The organism is Winogradskyella sp. ABM4_392 (genome assembly GCF_056160445.1).
The window spans coordinates 136,821-159,947 of the sequence record NZ_JBSWXE010000005.1 but is presented as its reverse complement, the minus strand read 5'-3'; the positions used below and the strand labels follow the sequence as shown (position 1 = coordinate 159,947).

General features: G+C 33.2%; 21 protein-coding genes. 14 read left to right on the top strand and 7 right to left on the bottom strand.

Features of this window, described 5'->3' with window-relative positions:
• Nucleotides 1-22: 22 nt before the first annotated feature.
• A complete protein-coding gene (locus ACXAFS_RS12370) occupies nt 23-655 on the bottom strand; it encodes a 7-carboxy-7-deazaguanine synthase QueE (protein ID WP_475307286.1) in 633 nt (210 codons plus the stop codon).
• Between the two features lie 138 nt (nt 656-793).
• Between ACXAFS_RS12370 and ACXAFS_RS12365 the strand changes: the two genes are divergently transcribed.
• The 8 genes from ACXAFS_RS12365 to ACXAFS_RS12330 all read left to right on the top strand — a co-directional run bounded on the left by ACXAFS_RS12365 (nt 794) and on the right by ACXAFS_RS12330 (nt 7,128).
• Nucleotides 794-2,332: a helicase HerA-like domain-containing protein gene (locus ACXAFS_RS12365; RefSeq protein WP_475307285.1), complete on the top strand. Its 1,539-nt coding sequence runs from the start codon at nt 794-796 to the stop codon at nt 2,330-2,332.
• A 19-nt stretch (nt 2,333-2,351) separates the two neighbouring features.
• Nucleotides 2,352-2,909, top strand: a complete 558-nt coding sequence (locus ACXAFS_RS12360; RefSeq protein WP_475307284.1) for a hypothetical protein — start codon at nt 2,352-2,354, stop codon at nt 2,907-2,909.
• A gap of 17 nt (nt 2,910-2,926) precedes the next feature.
• Nucleotides 2,927-3,295 (top strand): cupin domain-containing protein, encoded by a 369-nt coding sequence (locus tag ACXAFS_RS12355; protein WP_475307282.1) that lies wholly within the window; start codon nt 2,927-2,929, stop codon nt 3,293-3,295.
• Nucleotide 3,296: 1 nt separating this feature from the next.
• Nucleotides 3,297-4,124, top strand: a complete 828-nt coding sequence (locus ACXAFS_RS12350; protein ID WP_475307281.1) for an alpha/beta hydrolase — start codon at nt 3,297-3,299, stop codon at nt 4,122-4,124.
• A 9-nt stretch (nt 4,125-4,133) separates the two neighbouring features.
• Entirely contained in the window at nt 4,134-4,856 is a 723-nt protein-coding gene (locus tag ACXAFS_RS12345; protein WP_475307280.1) for an acetolactate decarboxylase, read from the top strand.
• 24 nt (nt 4,857-4,880) lie between these two features.
• Nucleotides 4,881-5,648, top strand: a complete 768-nt coding sequence (gene rluF / locus ACXAFS_RS12340; protein WP_475307278.1) for a 23S rRNA pseudouridine(2604) synthase RluF — start codon at nt 4,881-4,883, stop codon at nt 5,646-5,648.
• Nucleotides 5,649-5,721: 73 nt separating this feature from the next.
• Nucleotides 5,722-6,672: a YybH family protein gene (locus tag ACXAFS_RS12335; protein WP_475307277.1), complete on the top strand. Its 951-nt coding sequence runs from the start codon at nt 5,722-5,724 to the stop codon at nt 6,670-6,672.
• Nucleotides 6,673-6,705: 33 nt separating this feature from the next.
• Nucleotides 6,706-7,128, top strand: a complete 423-nt coding sequence (locus ACXAFS_RS12330; RefSeq protein ID WP_475307276.1) for a VOC family protein — start codon at nt 6,706-6,708, stop codon at nt 7,126-7,128.
• Here the strand turns inward: ACXAFS_RS12330 and ACXAFS_RS12325 are convergent.
• The 4 genes from ACXAFS_RS12325 to ACXAFS_RS12310 all read right to left on the bottom strand — a co-directional run bounded on the left by ACXAFS_RS12325 (nt 7,110) and on the right by ACXAFS_RS12310 (nt 12,545).
• A complete protein-coding gene (locus ACXAFS_RS12325) occupies nt 7,110-7,838 on the bottom strand; it encodes a YwaF family protein (RefSeq protein ID WP_475307274.1) in 729 nt (242 codons plus the stop codon). The two genes, ACXAFS_RS12330 and ACXAFS_RS12325, sit on opposite strands and share 19 nt — an antisense overlap.
• A 9-nt stretch (nt 7,839-7,847) precedes the next feature.
• Entirely contained in the window at nt 7,848-8,732 is an 885-nt protein-coding gene (locus ACXAFS_RS12320) for a bifunctional 5,10-methylenetetrahydrofolate dehydrogenase/5,10-methenyltetrahydrofolate cyclohydrolase (RefSeq protein WP_475307273.1), read from the bottom strand.
• Between the two features lie 23 nt (nt 8,733-8,755).
• The gene (gene ffh, locus ACXAFS_RS12315) at nt 8,756-10,087 is read right to left on the bottom strand and encodes a signal recognition particle protein (protein ID WP_076620409.1); all 1,332 of its coding nucleotides are present in this window, start codon (nt 10,085-10,087) and stop codon (nt 8,756-8,758) included.
• A gap of 181 nt (nt 10,088-10,268) precedes the next feature.
• Nucleotides 10,269-12,545 (bottom strand): hypothetical protein, encoded by a 2,277-nt coding sequence (locus ACXAFS_RS12310; RefSeq protein WP_475307272.1) that lies wholly within the window; start codon nt 12,543-12,545, stop codon nt 10,269-10,271.
• Between the two features lie 96 nt (nt 12,546-12,641).
• Here ACXAFS_RS12310 and ACXAFS_RS12305 point away from each other — a divergent pair, with 96 nt between their 5' ends.
• Genes ACXAFS_RS12305 through ACXAFS_RS12290 form a run of 4 tightly spaced genes read left to right on the top strand, consistent with a single transcriptional unit; the run spans nt 12,642 to nt 16,954 of the window.
• Nucleotides 12,642-13,157 (top strand): RNA polymerase sigma factor, encoded by a 516-nt coding sequence (locus ACXAFS_RS12305; protein WP_475307270.1) that lies wholly within the window; start codon nt 12,642-12,644, stop codon nt 13,155-13,157.
• Nucleotides 13,158-13,217: 60 nt separating this feature from the next.
• On the top strand, nt 13,218-14,108 hold the full coding sequence (locus ACXAFS_RS12300; protein ID WP_475307269.1) for a FecR family protein: 891 nt from the start codon (nt 13,218-13,220) through the stop codon (nt 14,106-14,108).
• The gene (locus ACXAFS_RS12295; RefSeq protein WP_475307268.1) at nt 14,101-16,398 is read left to right on the top strand and encodes a TonB-dependent receptor domain-containing protein; all 2,298 of its coding nucleotides are present in this window, start codon (nt 14,101-14,103) and stop codon (nt 16,396-16,398) included. Before ACXAFS_RS12300 ends, ACXAFS_RS12295 begins: the two co-directional genes overlap by 8 nt.
• Nucleotides 16,399-16,408: 10 nt before the next feature.
• Nucleotides 16,409-16,954 carry a YfiT family bacillithiol transferase gene (locus tag ACXAFS_RS12290; protein WP_475307266.1) on the top strand — a complete coding sequence of 182 codons (546 nt, stop codon included), beginning with the start codon at nt 16,409-16,411 and terminating at the stop codon, nt 16,952-16,954.
• A gap of 52 nt (nt 16,955-17,006) precedes the next feature.
• On the opposite strand, the gene ACXAFS_RS12285 is transcribed toward ACXAFS_RS12290, so the two are convergent.
• Together ACXAFS_RS12285 and argS are read right to left on the bottom strand one after the other, a co-directional pair.
• Entirely contained in the window at nt 17,007-18,302 is a 1,296-nt protein-coding gene (locus ACXAFS_RS12285; protein ID WP_475307265.1) for a carboxypeptidase-like regulatory domain-containing protein, read from the bottom strand.
• Nucleotides 18,303-18,418: 116 nt separating this feature from the next.
• Nucleotides 18,419-20,200, bottom strand: a complete 1,782-nt coding sequence (argS, locus tag ACXAFS_RS12280; protein WP_475307264.1) for an arginine--tRNA ligase — start codon at nt 20,198-20,200, stop codon at nt 18,419-18,421.
• Between the two features lie 119 nt (nt 20,201-20,319).
• Between argS and ACXAFS_RS12275 the strand changes: the two genes are divergently transcribed.
• Together ACXAFS_RS12275 and ACXAFS_RS12270 are read left to right on the top strand one after the other, a co-directional pair.
• Complete coding sequence (locus ACXAFS_RS12275) at nt 20,320-20,691, top strand: bleomycin resistance protein (protein ID WP_475307262.1); 372 nt, start codon at nt 20,320-20,322, stop codon at nt 20,689-20,691.
• A 386-nt stretch (nt 20,692-21,077) separates the two neighbouring features.
• Complete coding sequence (locus ACXAFS_RS12270; RefSeq protein ID WP_475307261.1) at nt 21,078-23,126, top strand: tetratricopeptide repeat-containing sensor histidine kinase; 2,049 nt, start codon at nt 21,078-21,080, stop codon at nt 23,124-23,126.
• Nucleotide 23,127 lies beyond the last annotated feature (1 nt).

Here is a 23,127-nt window from a genome sequence, read left to right as displayed (position 1 = left end):
AAAATTCAAGGTGTTTTTTTATTTATGGAATATTAAGATATTTATGTGTTTGTAAAGACACTTTCCACTTAGGATTAGCCATTACATAATCTACAATCTGAGGCATCATCTTATCGCGCTTACTCCACTCTGGCTGTAGGTATAGAATACAATCCTTATTTACTTTAGCAGCTTGTTCTTCTGCAAATTTAAAATCATCCTTATTATAGATAATGCATTTTAATTCGTCTGCCTCATTATAGATTTCTTCTGTTGGCAATTTTACTTTTTTAGGAGATAAACAAATCCAATCCCAAACTCCTGATAATTTATAAGCTCCAGAAGTTTCAATATGTGTTTGTACACCTTTAGCTTTCAACTGCTCAGTTAGTGGTCCCATATCCCAAGTTAGTGGCTCACCACCTGTAACCACAATAGTATTACTATACTTTACAGCATTGGCTACAATTTTTTCTGTTTCGGTTGGCGGATGCAATTCTGCCAACCAGCTTTCCTTTACATCGCACCAGTGGCAACCTACATCGCAACCACCAATTCTCACAAAATATGCTGCAGTACCTTTATGGTAACCTTCACCTTGAATAGTATAAAACTCTTCCATTAAAGGCAACAAATGTCCTTTGTCTATTAATTCTTGTCGTTCTCTTCTCGTCATAGTCGGCAAATATATCAATAAGTCTTCAGTATTCTGTTATTGATAGGGCTAAAGTACTAAACAAGTTAGCACTTTAGAGATGAATTCAATTTTATACTTGATTAAAATTACACTATTTTTATGCAAATTTTCTGATCAATGAGTAATTCTGAAAAATTCATAAACGATATTAATTCTGGCAACACTTTTAAAGGAGATTATATCACCTTAGGTGCTGCAATGTTAGATGGTGAAACTAAAACAAACGCTTTTGTTAATGTTCCTTTAAAAACAATGAACCGTCATGGTCTGATTGCTGGAGCAACAGGTACAGGAAAAACAAAGACACTTCAGGTATTGGCTGAAAATCTTTCTGAAAAAGGTGTACCAGTTTTATTAATGGATATTAAAGGTGATTTAAGTGGATTAGCAAAAGCAAGTCCAGGTCATCCAAAAATTGATGAGCGTCATGAAAAGATTGGACTTCCTTTTTCACCAAAGTCCTTTCCTGTTGAAATTTTAACCTTATCCGAACAAGATGGTGTTATACTTAGAGCTACTATTAGTGAATTTGGACCAGTTCTTATTTCGAGAATATTAGGTGTTACCGAAACACAAGCCGGAATTATATCTGTTATCTTTAAATATTGTGACGATCATAAATTACCGCTTTTAGATTTAAAAGATTTCAAGAAAATTTTACAATATGCAACAAGCGAAGGCAAAAAAGAATTCGAAGAAGCTTATGGTCGCATCTCTACAGCATCAACAGGTGCAATTCTGAGAAAAATTATTGAAATAGAACAACAAGGTGGTGATTTATTCTTTGGAGAAACCTCTTTTGATACGCAAGATTTACTTCGCATAGATGAAAATGGCCGTGGTTATATCAACATTATCAGACTAACGGACATTCAAGACAAACCGAAGTTATTTTCAACGTTCATGTTGAGTCTTTTGGCTGAGATTTATTCTACTTTTCCAGAACAAGGAGATAGCGGAAGACCAGAACTTATTATGTTTATTGATGAAGCACATTTGATTTTTAATGAGGCTTCAGATGCACTTTTAAACCAGATTGAAAGTATTGTAAAACTAATACGTAGTAAAGGTGTTGGCTTGTATTTTGTAACTCAAAATCCTACAGATGTTCCGGAAGCTGTTCTTGGGCAATTAGGACTAAAAGTGCAACATGCCTTACGTGCTTTTACTGCTAAAGATCGAAAAGCAATAAAGCTAACTGCACAAAACTATCCAGACACAGAATATTACGACACTGCAGAAGTTTTGACTTCCTTAGGAATTGGTGAAGCTTTAGTTTCGGCATTAAACGAAAAAGGAAAGCCAACACCTCTTGCTGCTACAATGATGCGCGCACCAATGAGTCGTATGGATATCTTAACAGAAAGTGAACTTGGTAGTTTATTAGCACAATCCAAATTAGCCCAGAAATACAATAAAGAGGTCGATAGAGAGAGTGCCTATGAAATGCTAAACGAAAAAATAAAACAAGCGGAAGCTGAAGAAGCCAAACGTAAAGCTGAAGAGGAAAAAGCAGCTTTAAAAAAGGCTGAAAGTAAACGTAAAGCCAGTACAAGCAGAAGACGAAGTACAAGACAAAACCCAATAGTAAAAGTACTCTCTAGCCCAACAGTAATTAGAAGTGTACTAGGAATATTAACCAAAATGCTAAAATAACAAACCCTGAATCTTTGATATGAAAAACATCTTTTTTGCAATTGTAATTGTATCAGTATTTATAACGAGTTGCTCTAACGATAAACCCATAGACCCTTTTTTAGTTAAAAAGTATAATATAGGATTGCTAACAGACTCTACAACTGTAAAAGATTTAGATGCTGTTTTCAGCAATGACTCTGTTGTAAAATATGTTTCTGGTGATGAATTTGCAGGTACTGTTAATGTTATTGAAATATTTGATAAAAACGGTAAAAAACTCTTAGACTTATCACCGAAAGAAGCACTAGACTCTACTTCTGTAATTTCTAGTGTACGTATTAATGATGAGCGCTACAGAACAGAAAAAAACATCTCAACGTTAAGTACGTTTAAGGATATAAAAGACAATTATAAAATTTCTAAAGTTGATAACCTTATCAATACTATCGTTGTTTCAGTTAATGAGATAAATGCTTCATTTACTATTGACAAAAAAGAATTACCGAGCAGTCTAAGATTTGACATGGACGCAACTATTGATCCTATTCAAATACCAGAAAAGGCAAAGATTAAGTATTTTATGATTCATTGGTAAAACAGAACAAGCAATCGATGAAAAAGAAATATACAATCCAAAACTCACCATTTGTTGTACCAACTGATGACGGCAAAATCATTAAAGAGCATTTTGGAAATGCATCTGATGGCAATTCGGAAATAAGTATTGCTCATATGGTTGCACCTCCTGGCTGGAGTGAACCTTTTCAAACACCAGAATTTGACGAATACACCTTTATCATAAAAGGGAAAAAACAGTTTATCATAGAAGGTGAAACTATAATTTTAGAAGCAGGACAATCTATTAAAGTTGAAAAGAATACAAGACTTCAATATTCTAATCCTTTTGATCAACCCTGTGAATATATTGCTATTTGCTTACCTGCATTTTCAATAGAAGCCGTAAACAGAGAAAACAAGTAAAATGAGTAGTTTTGTTATAAAATCTATCGGTAACGCTTTAAATGCTACAAGCTTAATCTCTTCTAAATACGCTTCAAAAAAGGCATTACATCTGTTCGCTTCTCCTCGCAAAGGACGCTATACAGAAAACCAAAAAACAATAGTTGATTCTGCTAGGTTTGAAACCTTGTCCCATAACGGACAAAACATTGCAACATACCATTGGCAAGGTAATGAGCCAACCATTTTATTAGCTCATGGGTGGGAAAGTAATGCATCGCGTTGGAGTTATATCCTCAATGACTTGAAAGCTCAAGAGTACAATATTATTGCTTTAGACGCACCTGCACATGGAAAATCCAGTGGTCGTCAATTTAATGCTGTTTTATATGCTGAATGTATTTCTGTAGTTGCAAAAAAGTTTAAACCCGAAGTTATTCTTGGTCACTCTGTAGGTGGCATGGCAACAATTTTTAGTTTACACAACTATAATTTACCATTTGTAAACAAGATTGTTTCGCTTGGTGCACCAGCTCATTTTACTGGTGTATTTTCCAGATACAAATCTATGATGGGTTATAACAGACGAATTTCTAAAGGCCTTGACAATATCGTTTACGAACGTTTTGGGAAACCTGTCGATTATTTTTCTGCAGCCAACTTCACAAAGACTATTGAAGCTGAAGGATTAATCATTCACGATAAAAAAGATAGGATTATTCCTTTTGAAGATGCGCTCTTATTTGCCAATCGCTATAAAAACTCTGAGCTTATAGAAACCGAAGGTTTTGGCCATGGTCTTAAAGACGCTTCACTAACACCAAAAATTATAGAGTTTATAAATCGTTAATTCCTCATTATGCTAAATAATAAAACACTTTTCTTTCTTTTTATATCTCTTTGTTTTAGTTGCAAACCAAACACCAAAGAGCAACAAAACAATACTTACACAGATGCTGTTAGTGTTGCAGCCATGAAAGATGTCATGTGGAAAGGTGAACTATTTAGTAAAATACAATTAGACACTATTAATCCCAAAAAAGGACTTTACGGTCTTGGTCCTGAAGCCTTTTTACGTGGTGAAATTCTCATCAATAATGGTAAAACTTATGTATCAAGTGTACTTTCAGACTCTACGATGACTGTTAAAGAAATTCCAGATGCCGAAGCACCATTTTTTGTTTATGCCAATGTTAATGAATGGAACGAAATCAGATTGCCTAGTTCTGTAAAATCTATTAAAGATTTAGAAACGTTTATCGACAGTAAATCAAAAGACAAAAAAAGACCTTTCGCTTTTAAATTAGAAGGTAGTATTTCTAAAGCTACAATTCATATTCAAAATTTGCCTGAAGGCACTAAAGTGTCTTCTCCAAAAGAAGCACATCAAGGTCAAACCAATTATCAATTAGAAAATGAGCATGTTGATATAATTGGCTTCTTCTCCACCGAACACCAAGGTGTTTTTACACATCATGATTCTTTTTTACACATGCATCTTATTACCAAAGATGAAACTAAAATGGGACACTTAGATAGCGTCGTTTTTGACGAAATGACATTATTATTACCTAAGTCCTAAAAGACTTTATTGTATTTTTGCGACATGTCTGATGATTTAAAACGCCTTAACAAATACCTCAGCGAAGCAGGTTATTGCTCGCGTCGTGAAGCCGATCGATTAATTGATGCTGGCAGAGTAACGATTAATGATGCTGTTCCAGAAATGGGAACAAAAGTTGCTCCTGACGATGTGGTAAAAGTAGATGGAGAAGTTATTGGCGAACGCAAACAAGACTTCGTCTATTTAGCGTTTAACAAGCCTGTTGGTATTGTTTGCACTACAGATACTCGTGTAGAGAAAGATAATATTATAGATTACATCAATTACCCAAAACGCATTTTTCCAATAGGTCGATTAGATAAGCCAAGCGAAGGGTTAATTCTACTCACAGACGATGGAGACATCGTTAATAAAATTCTACGTGCCAGTAACAATCACGAAAAAGAGTATGTTGTAACAGTAGATAAGCCTATTTCGCAAACATTTATTCAACGTATGGCAGGCGGCATCTATATTGAAGAACTTAAACAGCGTACCAAAAAATGCGTCGTTAAAAAAATAGATAAATACACGTTTAGCATTATACTAACCCAAGGTTTAAACCGACAAATACGAAGAATGTGCGAGTACTTAAACTACGACGTACAAACCTTAAAGCGCGTTAGAATAATGAATATAAAGCTCGATGTCCCAATAGGAAAATATCGAGAACTCACCAAAGAGGAGTTTAAAACCTTGAGTGAGTTGATAAGCGACTCTAAGAAAACCTCCGATCCAAAACAACAACGTCAAAGAAAAAGCAGACGTTAATAATATCCTAATTAACAGCTTAGTTGCCTAATTGATTTTTAAATTTAAGAGTAATAATCAATCAATTAGTACAATGAAATCAATCTTTACACTCATCATTTTAATTTCGGCATTAGGTTTTTCTCAAAATGAATATTCAGCATCAGATACAAATCCTTATGGTTTACCAAATCCTGGAGCTCCTGAACAAATACTGGATTTTGAAAGTTTAATTGGTAAATGTAATTGTAAATCTGTTACAAGAAATCAAGACCAAACATGGGCTGAACCCGTAGATATGACTTGGGAATGGAAATACATAATGAATGGTATGGCTGTGCAAGATGAAACCATTAAAGCAGATGGTAAGCATTCAGGAAGTATAAGACAATTTATTGCAGACAGTAGCAAGTGGTATGTACATTACTATTCGTCTGGCGCACCTACAACCTCTTTACCTACCTGGGAGGGTGGTAAAAAAGAAAATGGCAACATTGTTTTATACCGTGACCAAAAAGCACCAAACGGTATGGATGGTTTTTACCGACTTACATTCTACGATATTAGTGATTTAGGTTACAAGTGGATTGGCGAATGGGTTGACAAAACTGAAAAAGTAACATTTCCTACCTGGAAAATAGATTGTAAAAGAGAAACTAATAGCACTTCAGATATAGAAACTATTAAAGCTAATATCTCAGCATTTTCAAAAGCTTATATGGATGGTAATATCGACGCACTAGTAAAGATGTATACAGATAATGGCAAAATTTTTCCAAATAACAGAAAGATTCTCTCTGGCCATACTGAACTAAAATCTTACTGGTCACTTCCTGAAGGTGTAAAAATACTTCATCATAAGGTAACACCCGATAAAATTTTTATTGAGAATGACACAGCCTACGATTATGGTTATTACGAAGGTAAAACCTTAACTAAGGATAATAAAGAAATCTCATGGCAAGGGAAGTATATTATAGTTTGGAAAAAGATAAACGATGAATGGAAAATTTATCTAGATATTTGGAATAACGTCGCTAAGTAATTCTTACTTTTATCAGAAACACAATTATATTTTATGTCTCAACTGTCACCTTTTCATTTAGCCATTCCTGTTCATAACCTTTCGGAATGTAGAGATTTTTATACTAATATTTTAAATTTTGAAGAAGGTAGAAGTAGCGACCATTGGGTAGATTATAACTTTTTCGGACATCAATTAGTAATTCATTTAAAACCAAAAACCAAAGAAGACACACATACTAATTCTGTAGATGGTAAAGATGTACCTGTACCTCATTTTGGTGTAGTTTTACAGTGGCAAAAGTTTCAGGATTTTGCAGAATTGCTAAAAAGTAAAAACATTAAATTTATTATTGAACCATATATACGTTTTGAAGGACAAGTAGGCGAACAAGCTACAATGTTTTTTAAAGATCCTTCAGGAAATGCCTTAGAGTTTAAAGCATTTAGAGATATGAGTCAATTATTTGCTAAGTAGTATTTTTTTTCTGCTAAATAGAATGGTAAATAAATCAATAAAAATAAAGGAACAACTATCAGTTGTACTACTATAATGTAATAAGGCCAATCGCCAAAATAATCTAATAATGAAGCAGATCTTGGCTTTTCATTGAGATAAAAATAATTAGCATCAAGCGCATAATTAATTATTACCATTAGAACAACATACAATTGCAGTGCAAAAAAAGACTTAAAAACACTTTTTAATCTTGGTTTCATCTCTAAGACAAAAATGAAATAGAAGATTATTGACAATAAACCTAAGTGAGCTATCCAATACCTAAAATAATCGAAACTTGGTATTCCTACTGCAATATCTGGTGTAATAACACCCTGAAATGTTCCTCCAATAATCCAAAAGACTAATACTTCAAACATCCAATATTTTCTATAATGAGTAAATATGGGAATTATTAGAGCCATTAAACTACAGAGATATAAGGGTAGATCCGTTTTAAAATTGTAGTTATCAAAACCTATCCGATACAAGTGAAAACTAATAATTGTAATAGACACAAAACAAGCTAATACATGTATTATATTTTCTTGCTGTTTTTGATTTAAATACTTCTTGGAGTATTTAATGAGCCAAATTGTAAAACCTAAAGCAATAAGTATTGGAAAGACGTGCTGTAAGCTTCCTATCGTAACTTTTTCAAAACCGATAAGAAACTGCACTAAAAACATAGTATAGAATTACTTATGATTAGTTCTATGTTGCTCTCTCGCTAAAAGCGTATTTTTAAGTAACATTGCAATAGTCATTGGCCCTACTCCGCCCGGAACTGGAGTGATAAAACTTGCCTTTTTACTTACGTTTTCAAAATCCACATCTCCCGTTATGTAGTAGCCTTTTTCTGAATCGTCTGGAACTCTTGTAATACCTACATCAATAATAACAGCATCATCTTTTACCATTTCAGCTTTTAAGAAATTAGGAATACCTAAAGCGGAAATAATAATATCTGCTTGTGATGTTATTTGGGTAATATTTTTAGTGTGGCTATGAGTTAATGTTACCGTTGAGTTTCCTGGAAATCCTTTTCTTCCCATTAATATACTCATTGGGCGACCAACAATATGGGAACGACCTATAATAACCGTATGCTTTCCATCTGTTTCTACGTTATATCGTTCTAGTAGTTCTAAAATACCAAATGGTGTAGCTGGAATAAATGTAGACATATCTAATGCCATTTTACCAAAGTTCATAGGATGAAATCCATCTACATCTTTATTTGGGTCTACAGCCATCAAAACTTTTTGTGTGTTTATTTGACGTGGTAATGGTAATTGAATAATAAAACCATCAATATCACTATTGTTATTTAATTCCTCGATTTTATCCAACAATTCAATCTCACTAGTTGTACTAGACAAACGCACCATAGTAGATTCAAAACCAACACGCTCGCATGCTCTTACTTTACTACCTACGTAAGTTAAACTCGCACCATCATTACCAACAATCACTGCGGCAAGGTGAGGCACCTTTTCACCATTAGCCTTCATTTTATCAACTTCAGCTTTTATTTCGTCCTTAATGTCCTTGCTGGTTTTTCTTCCGTCTAAGATTGTCATGTTGTTGGTCTTAAAAATTTATATTAACGAGGCATATTTTTCATCATCTGCATCATACGTTTACCGCCACCACCTTGCATCATCTTCATCATTTTACTCATTTGTGTAAATTGCTTAAGTAACTGATTAACCTCTTGTACTGATGTACCAGAACCTTTACCAATTCTCTTTTTTCTACTTGAATTTATAATTGAAGGATTAGCACGTTCTGCTGGTGTCATAGAATGAATAATGGCTTCAATACCTTTAAAAGCATCATCGTCAATATCTATATCTTTCATCATTTTTCCAGCTCCAGGTATCATACCGATTAAATCTTTCATGTTACCCATTTTTTTGATTTGCTGAATCTGTTTTAAGAAATCATCAAACCCAAACTGGTTTTTGGCAATTTTCTTTTGAAGTTTACGCGCCTCCTCTTCATCAAATTGTTCTTGGGCACGCTCTACAAGAGACACAACATCACCCATCCCAAGAATTCTGTCTGCCATACGCGAAGGATAGAAGACATCAATAGCTTCCATCTTCTCTCCAGTACCAATAAATTTAATTGGTTTGTTTACAACCGACTTAATTGAGATTGCTGCACCACCACGTGTATCACCATCTAACTTGGTAAGGATAACACCATCAAAATTTAAGATGTCATTGAAGGCTTTTGCTGTATTTACAGCATCCTGACCTGTCATAGAATCTACTACAAAGAGCGTTTCTTGTGGCTGAATAGCTTTGTGGATGTTAGAAATCTCGGTCATCATTGCTTCATCAACCGCTAAACGACCTGCGGTATCTATAATCACCACATTATGACCGTTAGCTTTTGCATGAGCAATACCTGCTTGCGCAATAGCAACCGGATCACTATTTCCTTTGTCGCTATAAACCTCTACATTGATTTGATCTCCAACGACATGAAGCTGATCTATCGCTGCAGGACGGTAAACATCACAGGCAACTAATAAAGGCTTCTTTGTTTTTTTATTTTTAAGATAGTTAGCAAGCTTACCAGAAAAAGTCGTTTTACCAGAACCTTGCAAACCAGACATTAAAATCACACTTGGGTTACCAGAAAGATTAATGCCTTCTGCATCGCCTCCCATAAGTTCGGTTAACTCGTCTTTAACGATTTTAACCATTAACTGACCTGGTTGAAGTGTCGTTAATACATTTTGGCCAAGTGCTTTTTCTTTAACCTTATTGGTAAATTCTTTAGCAATTTTAAAGTTAACATCGGCATCTAAAAGCGCACGTCTTACTTCTTTTAAAGTTTCGGCAACATTAACTTCGGTAATGCTTCCATGTCCTTTTAATACGTGTAACGCTTTATCTAACTTATCACTTAAATTATTGAACATAATCTTTATCTCTTTTTGAAGTTGCAAATTTAAGAATTTACAAGAGATAAACGAATGGCATATCTATAATTCTACACTTCAATATTTAAGAATACAAAAAAAAAGAGCTGCCTAGCGGTTGGCAACTCCTTTCCTCAACTTAAACTTACTAAAATTACTAACTAAGCGGTTCTTTTATATATTATTCACATGTTCTCTCAAGAACTAAAATATCATCTCCACTGTGCAACTGTAAACGATCTTCTTCACATTCTACAATCAACCACTCTCCGTTTATTGCTTGAATATTTGGTCCTGCTACATTAGAAAATGTAACTATTACACCATCATTAGATTGTGATGTTGTCCATGTGGCATCAATTGTAGTTTCGTTATTATAAATTACTACAGTTTGGCTATTTGGTTCAAAATCAAAATTCCAGCTCATAAGATTATCACTTCCATTGTAGTTTACAGCATTCCAAACACACTCCACTAAAAAGCCGTCTACATCTTCTTCTGAACAGCCTGAAGGATTACAGTCTTGAACAACAAGAACAATAGGAAACACCTCAAATTGATCTTCGATTACAACTCGAGTATACACAACAGCCTCTACTCCAATGATCGTATATGATTCTGGATTTGAAATTACATTAACACCAGTTTCAGCATCTACCAAAGTTTCATGATAAGTTACAACATCAGCACTAGGATTACAGTTTGAAAATGCTATAGTTAGGTCAAAGTTATATGGTCCATCAGTACCATCGTCACATTGTTCTATAACAGCATCAAAACTTTCAAAACATTCAAAATAGTTACATTCTTCTGTATTAAGATAAATGGTAAACACTTCAAAATTTCCATTCTCTGCCTCAATTCTCAAGTACACTTCACCAGCACCAGACCAATACGATTCTGTTTCTACAATAGCACTAACTCCTGCTTCAGCATCGGCTTCAGATTCATGGAAACTAGCTTCAAAAGCATACTGGCAATCTATTAAACCAATAGTATCTGCACTGAGATTAAACTCAGCCTCATTATTTGACCCTAAACATTCTTCGAGTTCAAAATCACCGAAACATTCAAAAACCTCGTCATAAGTTTCACAATCTTGTTCGAGCACCAGTTCATTTTCATCTGCAACAAGTACTAGCCTATCATCTTCACACTCAACAATCCTCCAATCATAAGACAATACTCCGTAATCGCCTGGTAAATCTAAAATTAAGAATGTGCCTGTATTACCAACTAAAACTTCCCATGATCCTGTAAGCTCTTCATTGTTTCCTATGGCAACGGTTCCGCCTTCGAAGAAATTTAATGGTCCATTATAGTTAGGGCTTAATAAGTCTGTTCCTAAATACCATAAACACTCTTTTAACTCTTCTACAATTTCTTGAGCATCACAGTCTGCAACATCATCGCAATCTAGTTCTAATTCCATAGTAACTATACCGTTCTCAGTTTCTTTTTCAAACTCAAGCTCTTCATCGTCGTCGCAATCGGTTAATAACCATAAGCCATTAGCAATACCGAAAGTTTCTAATCCTTCTATAACAAGTTTATATCCTAAATCTGTTTCTATGACATCCCATTCACCTGTTTCAACAACTGTTGGATCTCCAGTTACTGTTACTTCACCATTTTCATTAAAATAAAGCTGAAGTGTGTCGCTTAAATCTCCACTTTCGTTATAAAATTCAGCTTCAAGACCACATTCTAGCAATAGGTTTTCTATACCTTCAATATTAAGATCACATTCTTCATCATCGTCATCACAATCTCCTTCAGCAGCTTCAATTGCATCAGACAACTCCTGATTTGAATTTACCTCAACAGTATCACCATTTGCATAAACAAGTGTTACAGGATAATTAAGGCTAACAATAAGTGCATTGTCATCATCTTCTAAATCATCTAAGAAATTATAAAGCGCTTCATCATTTGTTATTGTCACTGTATCTACAATATTAAAGTCACCATTAAATACAGAGAATGTTATTGGATACACAAAATCTACACATTCAATAATTTCTTCATCATCTTCAACTTCACAATCTTCAATAAAATCTTCTAATTGCTCTTCGTTTTCTATTACAACTTCAGTGTAATCACTAAAAATAATTGTAACTGGAAATACAAAATCGAAGAAATCATCTTCGTCTTCATATTGAGAAAATATATCTTCTAGTTCTTCTAAATCTTCTAAAGTCTCTATAACAATTGTAATGTCACCAACTATAATTGTTACCGGTAATTCAACAGAAAAACAGCTAGAGTCATCTAAAATATTATCGTATTCACCATAGTTGGCAGTTACATTACCAATAAATCTTGCCAACTCTGAGTTAGGCTGAATCATCTCTTGTTCTTCAGGATCATTGACATCAATAGTTTCGTCTTGACAAGATGTAAATGCCAAAAGGGCAAAAAAGGCATAAATGATTAGATAATTGAATTTAATTTTCATCTTTTGGAGCTTTATAATTTTAATATATAACATTTAAGGTTTTAAATCTCCTACCATTGCTTTAGAAAAATTAATTCATAATTTGTACGCGAAATTATGAGCCAACCAATTAAAAATCATATTTGCGAGGAACAGTTATTTGAGCGTATCTATAAAAAACACTCAAAAAACCTGCATGATTTTTTGTACTATAAATTTGGTGACCACTTAAACCCAAGTGATAAAGTGCAAGAAGCATTCATAAAACTTTGGCAAAATTGTGGCAAAGTAACACCAGATAAAGCTAAAAGTTTTTTATTCACCACTGCAAACAACCTAATGCTTAATGCTGTTGCACACCGTAAAGTAGTTCTAAAATTTGAGAAAACACCTCAAAAAAAATCTACAAATGAAACTCCTGAGTTTGTTTTACAAGAAAAAGAATACCACGAAAAGCTACAAAAAGCACTTGGTAAATTAACAGAAGCACAACGCGTTGCATTTTTAATGAACAGAGTTGAAGGTAAAAAATTTAAAGAGATTGCAACACTATTAGATATTTCTACAAAAGCCGTAGAAAAACGCATTTATGGCGCACTAAAAAAGCTTAGAGAAGACATTGATGAATTATAAAATAAAAATTGTGGGTAGGAAATTTATTAAGTTAACTGTTCTATAACTGAATTGAAATTTATGACAAGAGAAGAACTCATACAAAAATGGTTAGACCATAAACTTAACTCAGAAGAACAAAAGGCTTTTGAGCAGTTAGAGGACTACAACGATCTAATGCAACTTGATAAAGCATTAAACTCTTTTAAGTCTCCTGAATTCTCTGTTGATAAAAACTACCAAGCTTTACGACCTAGTTTAAAGAAAGAGTCTAAACAATCTTGGTACAAACCATTACTTAAAGTAGCTGCCTTACTAGCAATATGCTTTAGCGTCTATTATTACACAACTACATTAGACAGCACATTTAATACTGAAATTGCACAACAAACCACTATAGATTTACCTGATACTTCTGAAGTTATACTTAATGCAAACTCTAATTTGGTTTTCAACAAAAGTAGTTGGGACGACAAACGTGAAGTAAAACTTAATGGTGAAGCATTTTTTAAAGTTGCTAAGGGCGAGAAATTTGACGTGGTTACGGACAAAGGTATTGTTAGTGTCCTTGGAACTCAATTTAATGTAAAATACCGTGACAACTACTTTGAAGTAAAATGCTATGAAGGTTTAGTTGGTGTAAAAACAAAAGATAATTACACTGAGCTAACGCCAGGAAATGGACTAAAAATAATTGATGGGAAGTTATTTGCCAATGAAAAAGAAATCACTACGCAACCAAGTTGGTTGCGTGGTGAAAGTAATTTTGTTAATACTCCCTTTAAACACGTTATTACTGAGTTAGAAAATTATTATGATATAAAAATAGTTGTAGATAAAGCTGATGCAGACCGACTTTATACTGGAGGTTTTACACATAAAAATCTGGATTTAGCATTGAAATCTGTAACAATACCATTAAATTTAAGCTATAGTAAGTCTGGAACTTCTATTGTATTAAAGCGTGAATAAACTTATACATCGTATTGTTTTATTTCTACTAATTTTTACCTTCTCTAATCTTGCAAACTGTCAAAAAGAGGAACCACAACAACTTGTTCAAATTCTAGAAACTTTAGAAAACCGATACCAAGTAAAATTCTCTTTTGAAACTAAAACAATTCTAAACATAGAGCTTTATCCATTAAAGGAAGAACTCTCATTAGAAGAAGCATTAAACCAACTCAAATCTATTACCAACCTTAATTTTGAAGTTTTAAGTCGACGTTTTATTGCTATTACACCAAGCGATAAAACTGTTCATACATTAGAAGAAGTCGTCGTTAACAACTATTTATCTAGAGGTATTTCTAAAACCAACAATGGCACCATTACTGTAGATGCCAATGCCTTTGACATTTTACCTGGATTAATAGAACCTGATGTTTTGCAAATAGTACAAAATCTACCTGGTGTAGTTAGTGTTGACGAACGCATATCTAACATTAATGTAAGAGGTGGCACCAACGATCAAAACCTTATTCTTTACGAAGGTATTCGTATGTACCAATCTGGTCATTTCTTTGGATTGATTTCAGCATTTAATCCTTATCTATCAGATGACATTCGTATTTCAAAAAATGGCACAAGTGCACTTTATGGTGATGCGGTTTCTAGTACAATCTCTATTAAAAACTTAGATGAATTAGATCATAAGTTCAATGCTGGATTAGGCAGTAATTTGCTCAGTGTAGATGGTTATGCCAAGCTACCATTGAGCAAAAAAACAGAATTACAACTCTCTGCTCGACGCTCTTTTACTGATGTCTTAGTTTCCAAGACCTATGATGCTTATTTCGATAGAATTTTTAGAGATTCTGAACTCAATATTGCAAACGATGTAAGTACACTCTTGGCTCTAGATGAACGCTTTTTATTTTATGATGTAAATGCTAAATTTCTCTATAACATTGACAATACTTCTAAACTTAGAATTAGCCTACTGAATATTTACAACAATCTAGACTACAATCAAACCTTTGCCAACTCAGATAATAATATTCAAGATACAAGAAGCGCGCTCAACCAAGTAAGCTATGGAGCAAGTGCAACTTATTCTAAAATTTTTAAGAATGACATACACACTTCGGCACAATTATATTATTCTAATTATGACTTATATGCTCAAAATAATGATATAACAAATAATCAATTACTCACTCAAGAAAATAAAGTTGAAGATTACGGCTTACGTATCGATATAAATAAAACAATAGATAATAATATAGAAGTAAGAGGTGGTTATCAATTTAATGAAGTAGGAGTTACTAATTTTGAAGATGTATCTAACCCTGACTTTACACGTTTAGTAAAAGAAATTGTAAGAACACACGCTATTTTTGGTGAAACAGAGCGTTATTCAAAATCTCGAAACACATATATACGATTAGGTGCTCGTATCAGTTATTTTGAAAAATTAAAAGAACTTGTATTAGAGCCAAGATTTGCTTTTAATCAAAAAATCTCTGATGATATTAGATTAGAAGTTTTAGGCGAACTAAAAAGTCAAACTATTTCTCAAGTAATAGATTTACAGCAAGACTTTTTTGGTATCGAGAAACGACGTTGGCAATTATCTGACTTAGAAAATGTACCGCTTGTAAAAAGCCAGCAAGTTTCACTTGGGTTAAGCTACAACCAAAACAATTTATTGGTTTCTCTTGAAGGGTATTACAAAAATGTAGAGGGCATTACCTCTCAAAACCAAGGGTTTCAAAACCAATTTCAATTTGTGAATGATATAGGTGCTTATACTGTTACTGGCTTAGATTTTTTAATAAACAAACGCTTTAATAATTTTAGTACTTGGTTGAGCTATACCCTAAGTAATAACGATTATAAATTTGATGTTATAAATGAAGGTAATTCGTTTCCTAATAGCGTAGATTTAACACATGTAGCCAACGCATCATTGACTTATAGCTTAAAAAACTTTAAAATAGGTTTGGGTGTTAATTGGCACTCTGGCAGAGCCTACACTGAGCCATTACAAATACAAGACAACAGTAATTCTTCTATAGAATACCAAAGCCCAAATAGCTCTCGACTAGAAGATTATTTTAGAGCAGATGTATCTGCAATCTATAAATTTCAAATTTCAAAAGGCATAAAAGCCGAAGCAGCTGCTTCTGTTTGGAATATGTTTAACCAAAACAACATTATTAATCGTTATTACACTTTAGACACAGATAATACTATTGTTGAAATTGACAATCGATCGTTAAAATTTACACCAAATTTAAGTTTTAGAGTTAACTTTTAAATTACTTAGAATGAATGAACAAGAATTATATAAACTAAGGTTTCCGATTGGTGAATTTGAAAAGCCTGAACAAATTACTAAAGACCAAATCAAAGGCTGGATTTCTATCATTGAAGACTTTCCTCAAAGAATAGAAAATATTACAAAAAATCTTAGCGAAGAAGAACTCAATTACAAATACAGACCAGATGGGTGGACAATAAAACAAGTAGTGCATCATTGTGCTGACAGCCATATAAATAGCATAATTAGATTTAAGCTTGCAATAACTGAAAACACACCAACTATAAGACCATATTTTGAAGATAGGTTTGCTACGCTTATAGATTACTCTCAACCAATTGACGCTTCATTATTTATTTTAAAAGGTGTACATCACAAGCTTGGTGTACTATTAAATAATTTTTCTGAAGATGATCTAAAACGAACATTTATTCACCCAGAACATGGCAAACAATTTTCGATTGAAGAAACCATTGGTGTTTATGCTTGGCACAGTAATCATCATTTTGCTCATATAGAGCAAGCATTAAAACACAAAGGAGCTTTTAACTAAAAAAGCCTGAATGCGTAATTCAGGCTTTTTGGATTGGTATATCTTCACTTATTTAAGGCTTACCATTTGCAGCACGTTCCGCCTTTTGTTTTTGTTTCTCAATACTTTTTTTAATTTTTTCTATAGCAGACTCAATAGATTTATCTGGTTCTATAAGATTATATTTTCCCCAGAAATCTGGGTCTGAAAAACCTGAAATTGCATCTGTAATAATAACAGAAGGTCTCAATTTATCCTTACTTTTTATTCTTCTATCTGTTGAGTTTATTTCCCAATCGGTTACAGCCATCTCGCTTGATAATGAATAAACCTTATTAAAAATTTCTCGCTTTTTATTAACCTTGAATTCTAAAAACAAATTGGAATAACTATAATACCACTTTCCACCTTTCTCCTTATAGTTAACCTTATAGTTTGCTTCTAATGGATAAACAATAACGTTACTAGGTTTCTTTTTCACTAAAAGGTTTTTACTCTTGTTTTTATTACTAAGATCCAATGAGTAATCTGCACTTACAAGAGCCAAAGATTCAACATCTATAAACAACTTACCATTATAACTATAGTTTAAAGCATTATTCTTAGGACTAAAATTAACAACATAAACATTTCTGTTATTTATGTTAGATGGATTGTCAAAAGAAAAATTATAACTATTTATAGTAGCATCTGTAAAAATGTATTCAGGATATTTCATAATATCCAAATAAATAGTTGAAAATGGACCACCTTGTAATTTTACAGAAACAGTGTCTAGTCGCTTATAATCTGTACTTTTTCTAGCTTTGTTTAATTCAATTGCATCTGCAACAGAAGATCTGTTCGGATACTTTAGAATATTTACCACTGCCTCCGTTAGTGACACATTTCTATTACGTCTTTTAATGGTTTCCCTGTAAAAAGCAGTCATATATACTGATTCATCTTGATGGTTTTTACTTTTATTATCAAACACTTTTCTAACAAGACTTTCGGCATTTTTAAAGGCAGAAATATTTACTTCAGATAATTCAGTAACTGTTCTATACAATTCAATCTTATTGTCCTTAGCAGACAACTCTGATAATGGGATAACTCTAGTACTATAGCCTAATAAACTGATAATAACTTTAGAGTCTAAATATTCTTTTGAAACTTTTAATACAAATTCACCTTCTGAATTTGTTATAGTCCCAACATTAGTTTCATTGACGTTAAGACTAGCAGCTTCAAGAGCCTTATTTGTTTTACCGTCTACCACCTTACCACTAAATTCTGAGAAATTCTCTTGAGCATTTAGAGTAAAAGTCACCAACAAAATAGCTAGGAATGTGTTGGCCAAAAATTTAAAATACTGTGAAGTTTTCATAGCGCAATTCGTTAATTTAACCTCATCTAAGATACTAAAAAACGAGCACAACACTATACAGCGATTTGTTAAAACTACCGCAAACACTATACTTAGTAAGATATTTCTTAATAAACCTACATGCGCTCTGGCACATCAATACCTAGAACACTAAACGCATTTTTTATAGTTTGCCCTACAGTTTTAGACAACTGTACTCTAAAGACTTTCTCTTCTTCCTTATCAGCACCAAGAATAGATACATTTTGATAGAACGAATTAAAATCTTTTACCAAATCGTAAGTGTAATTTGCAACTAATGCAGGACTATGGTTTTCTGCTGCACTTTGAATAACATCAGGAAACTGCTCTAGTTGTTTAAGAAGCTCTCGTTCTTTATCGTGAAGTGACACTTCTCCTGCGCTTAGCGTAATATTTTCATCTATGTTAGACTTTCTTAAAATAGACTGAATTCTCGCATACGTATACTGAATGAAAGGTCCTGTATTTCCTTGAAAATCTATAGACTCTTTAGGATCGAATAAAATTCGCTTTTTAGGATCCACTTTCAAGATGTAATATTTAAGTGCGCCCAAACCGATGGTTTTGTACAGTGCTTTTTTATCGGCTTCTGAGTAATCATCTAGCTTTCCTAATTCTTTAGAAATCTCCTCTGCAGTATCTGCCATTTCTTGTATGAGATCGTCCGCATCTACTACAGTACCTTCTCTACTCTTCATTTTACCGCTTGGTAAGTCTACCATACCATAACTTAGATGGTAAAGATTTTTCGCCCAATCAAAGCCTAGCTTTTTAAGAATTAAAAACAATACTTTAAAATGATAATCTTGCTCATTACCAACAGTATACACCATACCACCAACATCTGGATAATCCTTAATACGTTGTATAGCAGTACCAATATCTTGAGTCATGTAAACTGCTGTTCCGTCTGCTCTAAGCACTATTTTTTCATCGAGACCATCATCGGTTAAATCGCACCATACTGATCCGTCTTCCTTTTTAAAGAACACACCACTTTGTAAACCTTCGGCAACAAATTCTTTACCTAAAAGATAGGTTTGGCTTTCATAATAGTATTTATCAAAATCTACTCCTATAGCTTTATAAGTTGCTTCAAAACCTTCGTAAACCCAACCGTTCATTTTTTCCCAAAGTGCTACAACCTCATCATCACCTGCTTCCCATTGTCTTAGCATTTCTTGAGCCTCTAAAAGAATTGGCGCGTTTTTCTTAGCTTCTTCTTCACTTTGCCCTTGAGCCACCAGTTCTGCAATTTCCGCTTTGTAGGCTTTATCGAATTCTACATAATAATTCCCAACAAGTTTATCACCTTTTAATCCAGTAGATTCTGGTGTTTCACTATTGCCAAATCGTTTCCAAGCCAACATACTTTTACAAATATGAATACCTCTATCATTTATAATCTGCGTTTTATAAACTTTCTTTCCTGAAGCTTTTAAAATTTCAGAAACCGAATACCCTAAAAGTACATTTCTAACATGGCCTAAATGTAGTGGTTTGTTAGTGTTTGGCGAAGAATACTCTACCATTACGGCTTTATCGTCTTTAAGGCTTGCAAAACCGTAGTTGTTTTGATCTTTTATTTTGTTGAAGAAATCTACATAATACGAATCATCAATTTCTATGTTTAAAAAGCCTTTTACAACATTAAATCCTTTAACCAGAGTAACATTATTCTGAAGATATTGCCCTATCTGCTCACCAATAACCACAGGATTTCCTTTTACCACGCGCAACATAGGAAAAACAACAACAGTTATGTCGCCAGCAAACTCTTTGCGAGTTGCCTGAAATTCTACAGATTCTAAATCTGCCTGAAACAATTCCTTTACAGCTGCTTTTACGTGTAATTCTAAAGTATCCTGAAGCTTCATATTAATTTTAATTTAGGCTTTTAAAAACGCTTGCAAAGATAGCAGTTTTATTATTCTATTAAGACAATAGCGCATCATAATTCCCTATTTTTAAAGACTTACAAAAACATCAATTAAAAATGAAACGAAAATCGCACCTCCTAAAAGGTATTCCTGTTTTAGCTTCTTTAAATATTAAAAAGACTGTAGAGTTCTATAAAACTAAACTTGGCTTTAATAAAGTTGGTTATCTCGACGACAATTATGCAGTAATTGCACGCGACAATTTTGTGGTTCATTTTTGGAAATGTAACGACAAAATTCATCCAGAGAACACAAGTTGTTATGTAGATGTTGAAGATATCGATACGCTCTATGAAGAGTTAAAAACTTTTGGTGTAATTCACCCAAATGGCACCTTAAAAAATCATCCTTATGGCATGCGAGAATTTGCCATTTTAGATCTCGACGGAAACTTAATTAAATTTGGTCAGGAAATTGAAAATCAATAGCAAGACTAAAAATTCAATCACACTACTTTCCATATCTCAAAATACTGAATTTCAAAACATTACAATAAACATGCATTTCATCGATAAAATGGTCGTTTTCCTATGATTTTTGCCGTTAATCGATACATCATTTTTTTTGTGAATTTCATCTGTCATTTCATCTAATTTATTAGCATTAAATCCCAATAATTAGCGTATTTAAGTGCATTATGGCATTTTTGGTAGGCTATTAACAAATGTCCCAAACATTAAATGAGGCTTTATAATCGAACATTAACCGCATTGTTATTGTTTAGTGTTGACTTACTTTTTACACCTCACTATAAAAGTTACGTAAACCAAAACATAACACTTCGTCTATCAACCGCTAAATGATGAAGCAGTTAATGACATTAACTGTTTGTCTACTAACTTTCATTAGTTTTTCTCAAAATGAAAGAATAGACGACCTTACGGTAAAATTAGCATACCAAGAAGCTGATTCTACAAAGGTTGACCTCTCGTTAATGCTCATTGATGAACTATATGCTGTTGAAGATTTTGATAAAGCTTTGCTCTATGTAAATCAGACTGCAAAACTTTCAGAAAAATTAAACTACACCAAAGGTCTTGCAGAAAGCACATACTACAGAGCGCTAATCTACACCCAGCGCAATGACTATTTTAATGCAATTGATAACTACGATAAATCCAGAAAATACTATCTACAAATCAGCGACACACTTGGTGTAGCGAAAGTGAGCAATAGCATTGGACTTGTAGAAATAAAACGCGGAAACTATTCTGTTGGACTTCAAAACTCACTTTCGGCCATTGACATTTTTGAAAAACAAAATCTTTTTGATGAACTCAGTACGGCTTACAACAATTTGGCTGAAGCATATTTTAAAACCAACCAGATTGACAAGGCAATAGATTTTAATTTTAAGGCGCTTGATGTTAGAAAAAAGATAGATGATCGTACTGGCATTATCACTTCTACAAAAAACATTGCAGATCTTTATTCACTTAGAAAAGAACATCGTAAGTCTATTGAATACTACGAAAAGGTCTTAGAAATGTTAAACCCTACCAAAGACCAAAACTTACGTGGTGAGATACTCCCAAAACTTGGCAGTGAATATTTAGAATTTAAAGAATATGATAAAGCTTCAGAATATTTAGTTGAAGGATTAAAATATAACCGTAAACAGAATAACGATGAAGGTATTTTACTAGCCCTTAATGCCATTGGCAATCTAAACCTTCAAAAACGAAAAGTTAAGTTAGCAGAAATTCAACTTAATGAAGCTTATAACATTGCTCAAAAGATTAACAATAAACCAGCACTTTTAGAAAATTACAAGCTTCATATTGCCTTAGACTCTACTCGAGGTTATTTTCAGAATGCATTTTTCTGGCAAAACAAATATTACGATTTAAAGGATAAATTGTCAAAAATAGATCAGCCAGTTTTTCCTGTTGATACTGAACCTCTCGATCTTATTAACTCTAACCCAATCGAAGAAGAAATAGACAATTTTGAAGGAGAAGAAAACAACAATAAAACCATAAAAACATGGTTAAACAATCCTTTAGTTGTCTATGGTGCTCTTGCTGCTACTGCTATTCTACTTACGTTATTATTACTCAATTACTTAAAAAACAAAAAGTATAGAGAAACCATTGTAGAACAGAGAGAAAAACTAAAACAGGAGCAAATACGAAGTGAAGCTATCTTAGAGCAAACCCATCATCTCGAAGAGGTAAACCAAGTTAAAGACAAATTATTCTCAATAGTCTCGCACGATTTAAAAGATTCCATTTCATCCATAAAAGCTTTTTTAGATTTATTGAAAGAAGACAGTATATCTAAAGAAGAATTTAGAGAGTTAATACCTGAGTTAAGTGAAAATGCAAATAATGCGTCTTCACTTTTGTTTAATTTACTAAACTGGTCTAAATCTCAAATGCAGAATTTAGAACCAAACCCTGAACTATTTAATATTCAGGAAGTATTTCATACAAAAATGGCATTGGTAGAACAAAAGGTTGAAGATAAGCGCATTGTTCTAATTGATGAATCTCAACGCGACTTTGTTTATGCAGACAAGAGCATGGTGGAAATTGTAATTCAAAATTTAATTACTAATGCCGTAAAATTCAGCAGAACTGGTGATGTTATTACCGTATCTAATCAAGATATAAATGGTAAAGCTTTAATTTGTGTTGAAGATACTGGTGTTGGTATTTCTGAAGAAAACATTAACAAACTTTTTAATGCCAATAAAAACTTCACTACCGTTGGGACTAAAAATGAAAAAGGGACAGGTCTTGGTTTAACTATTGCTAAAGACTTAGTAGAATTAAATAATGGACGCATTTGGGTAGAAAGTACGTTAAATGTTGGTAGTAAATTCTTTATAGAACTTCCTAAGTCAGCTCCAAAGGCTTAAT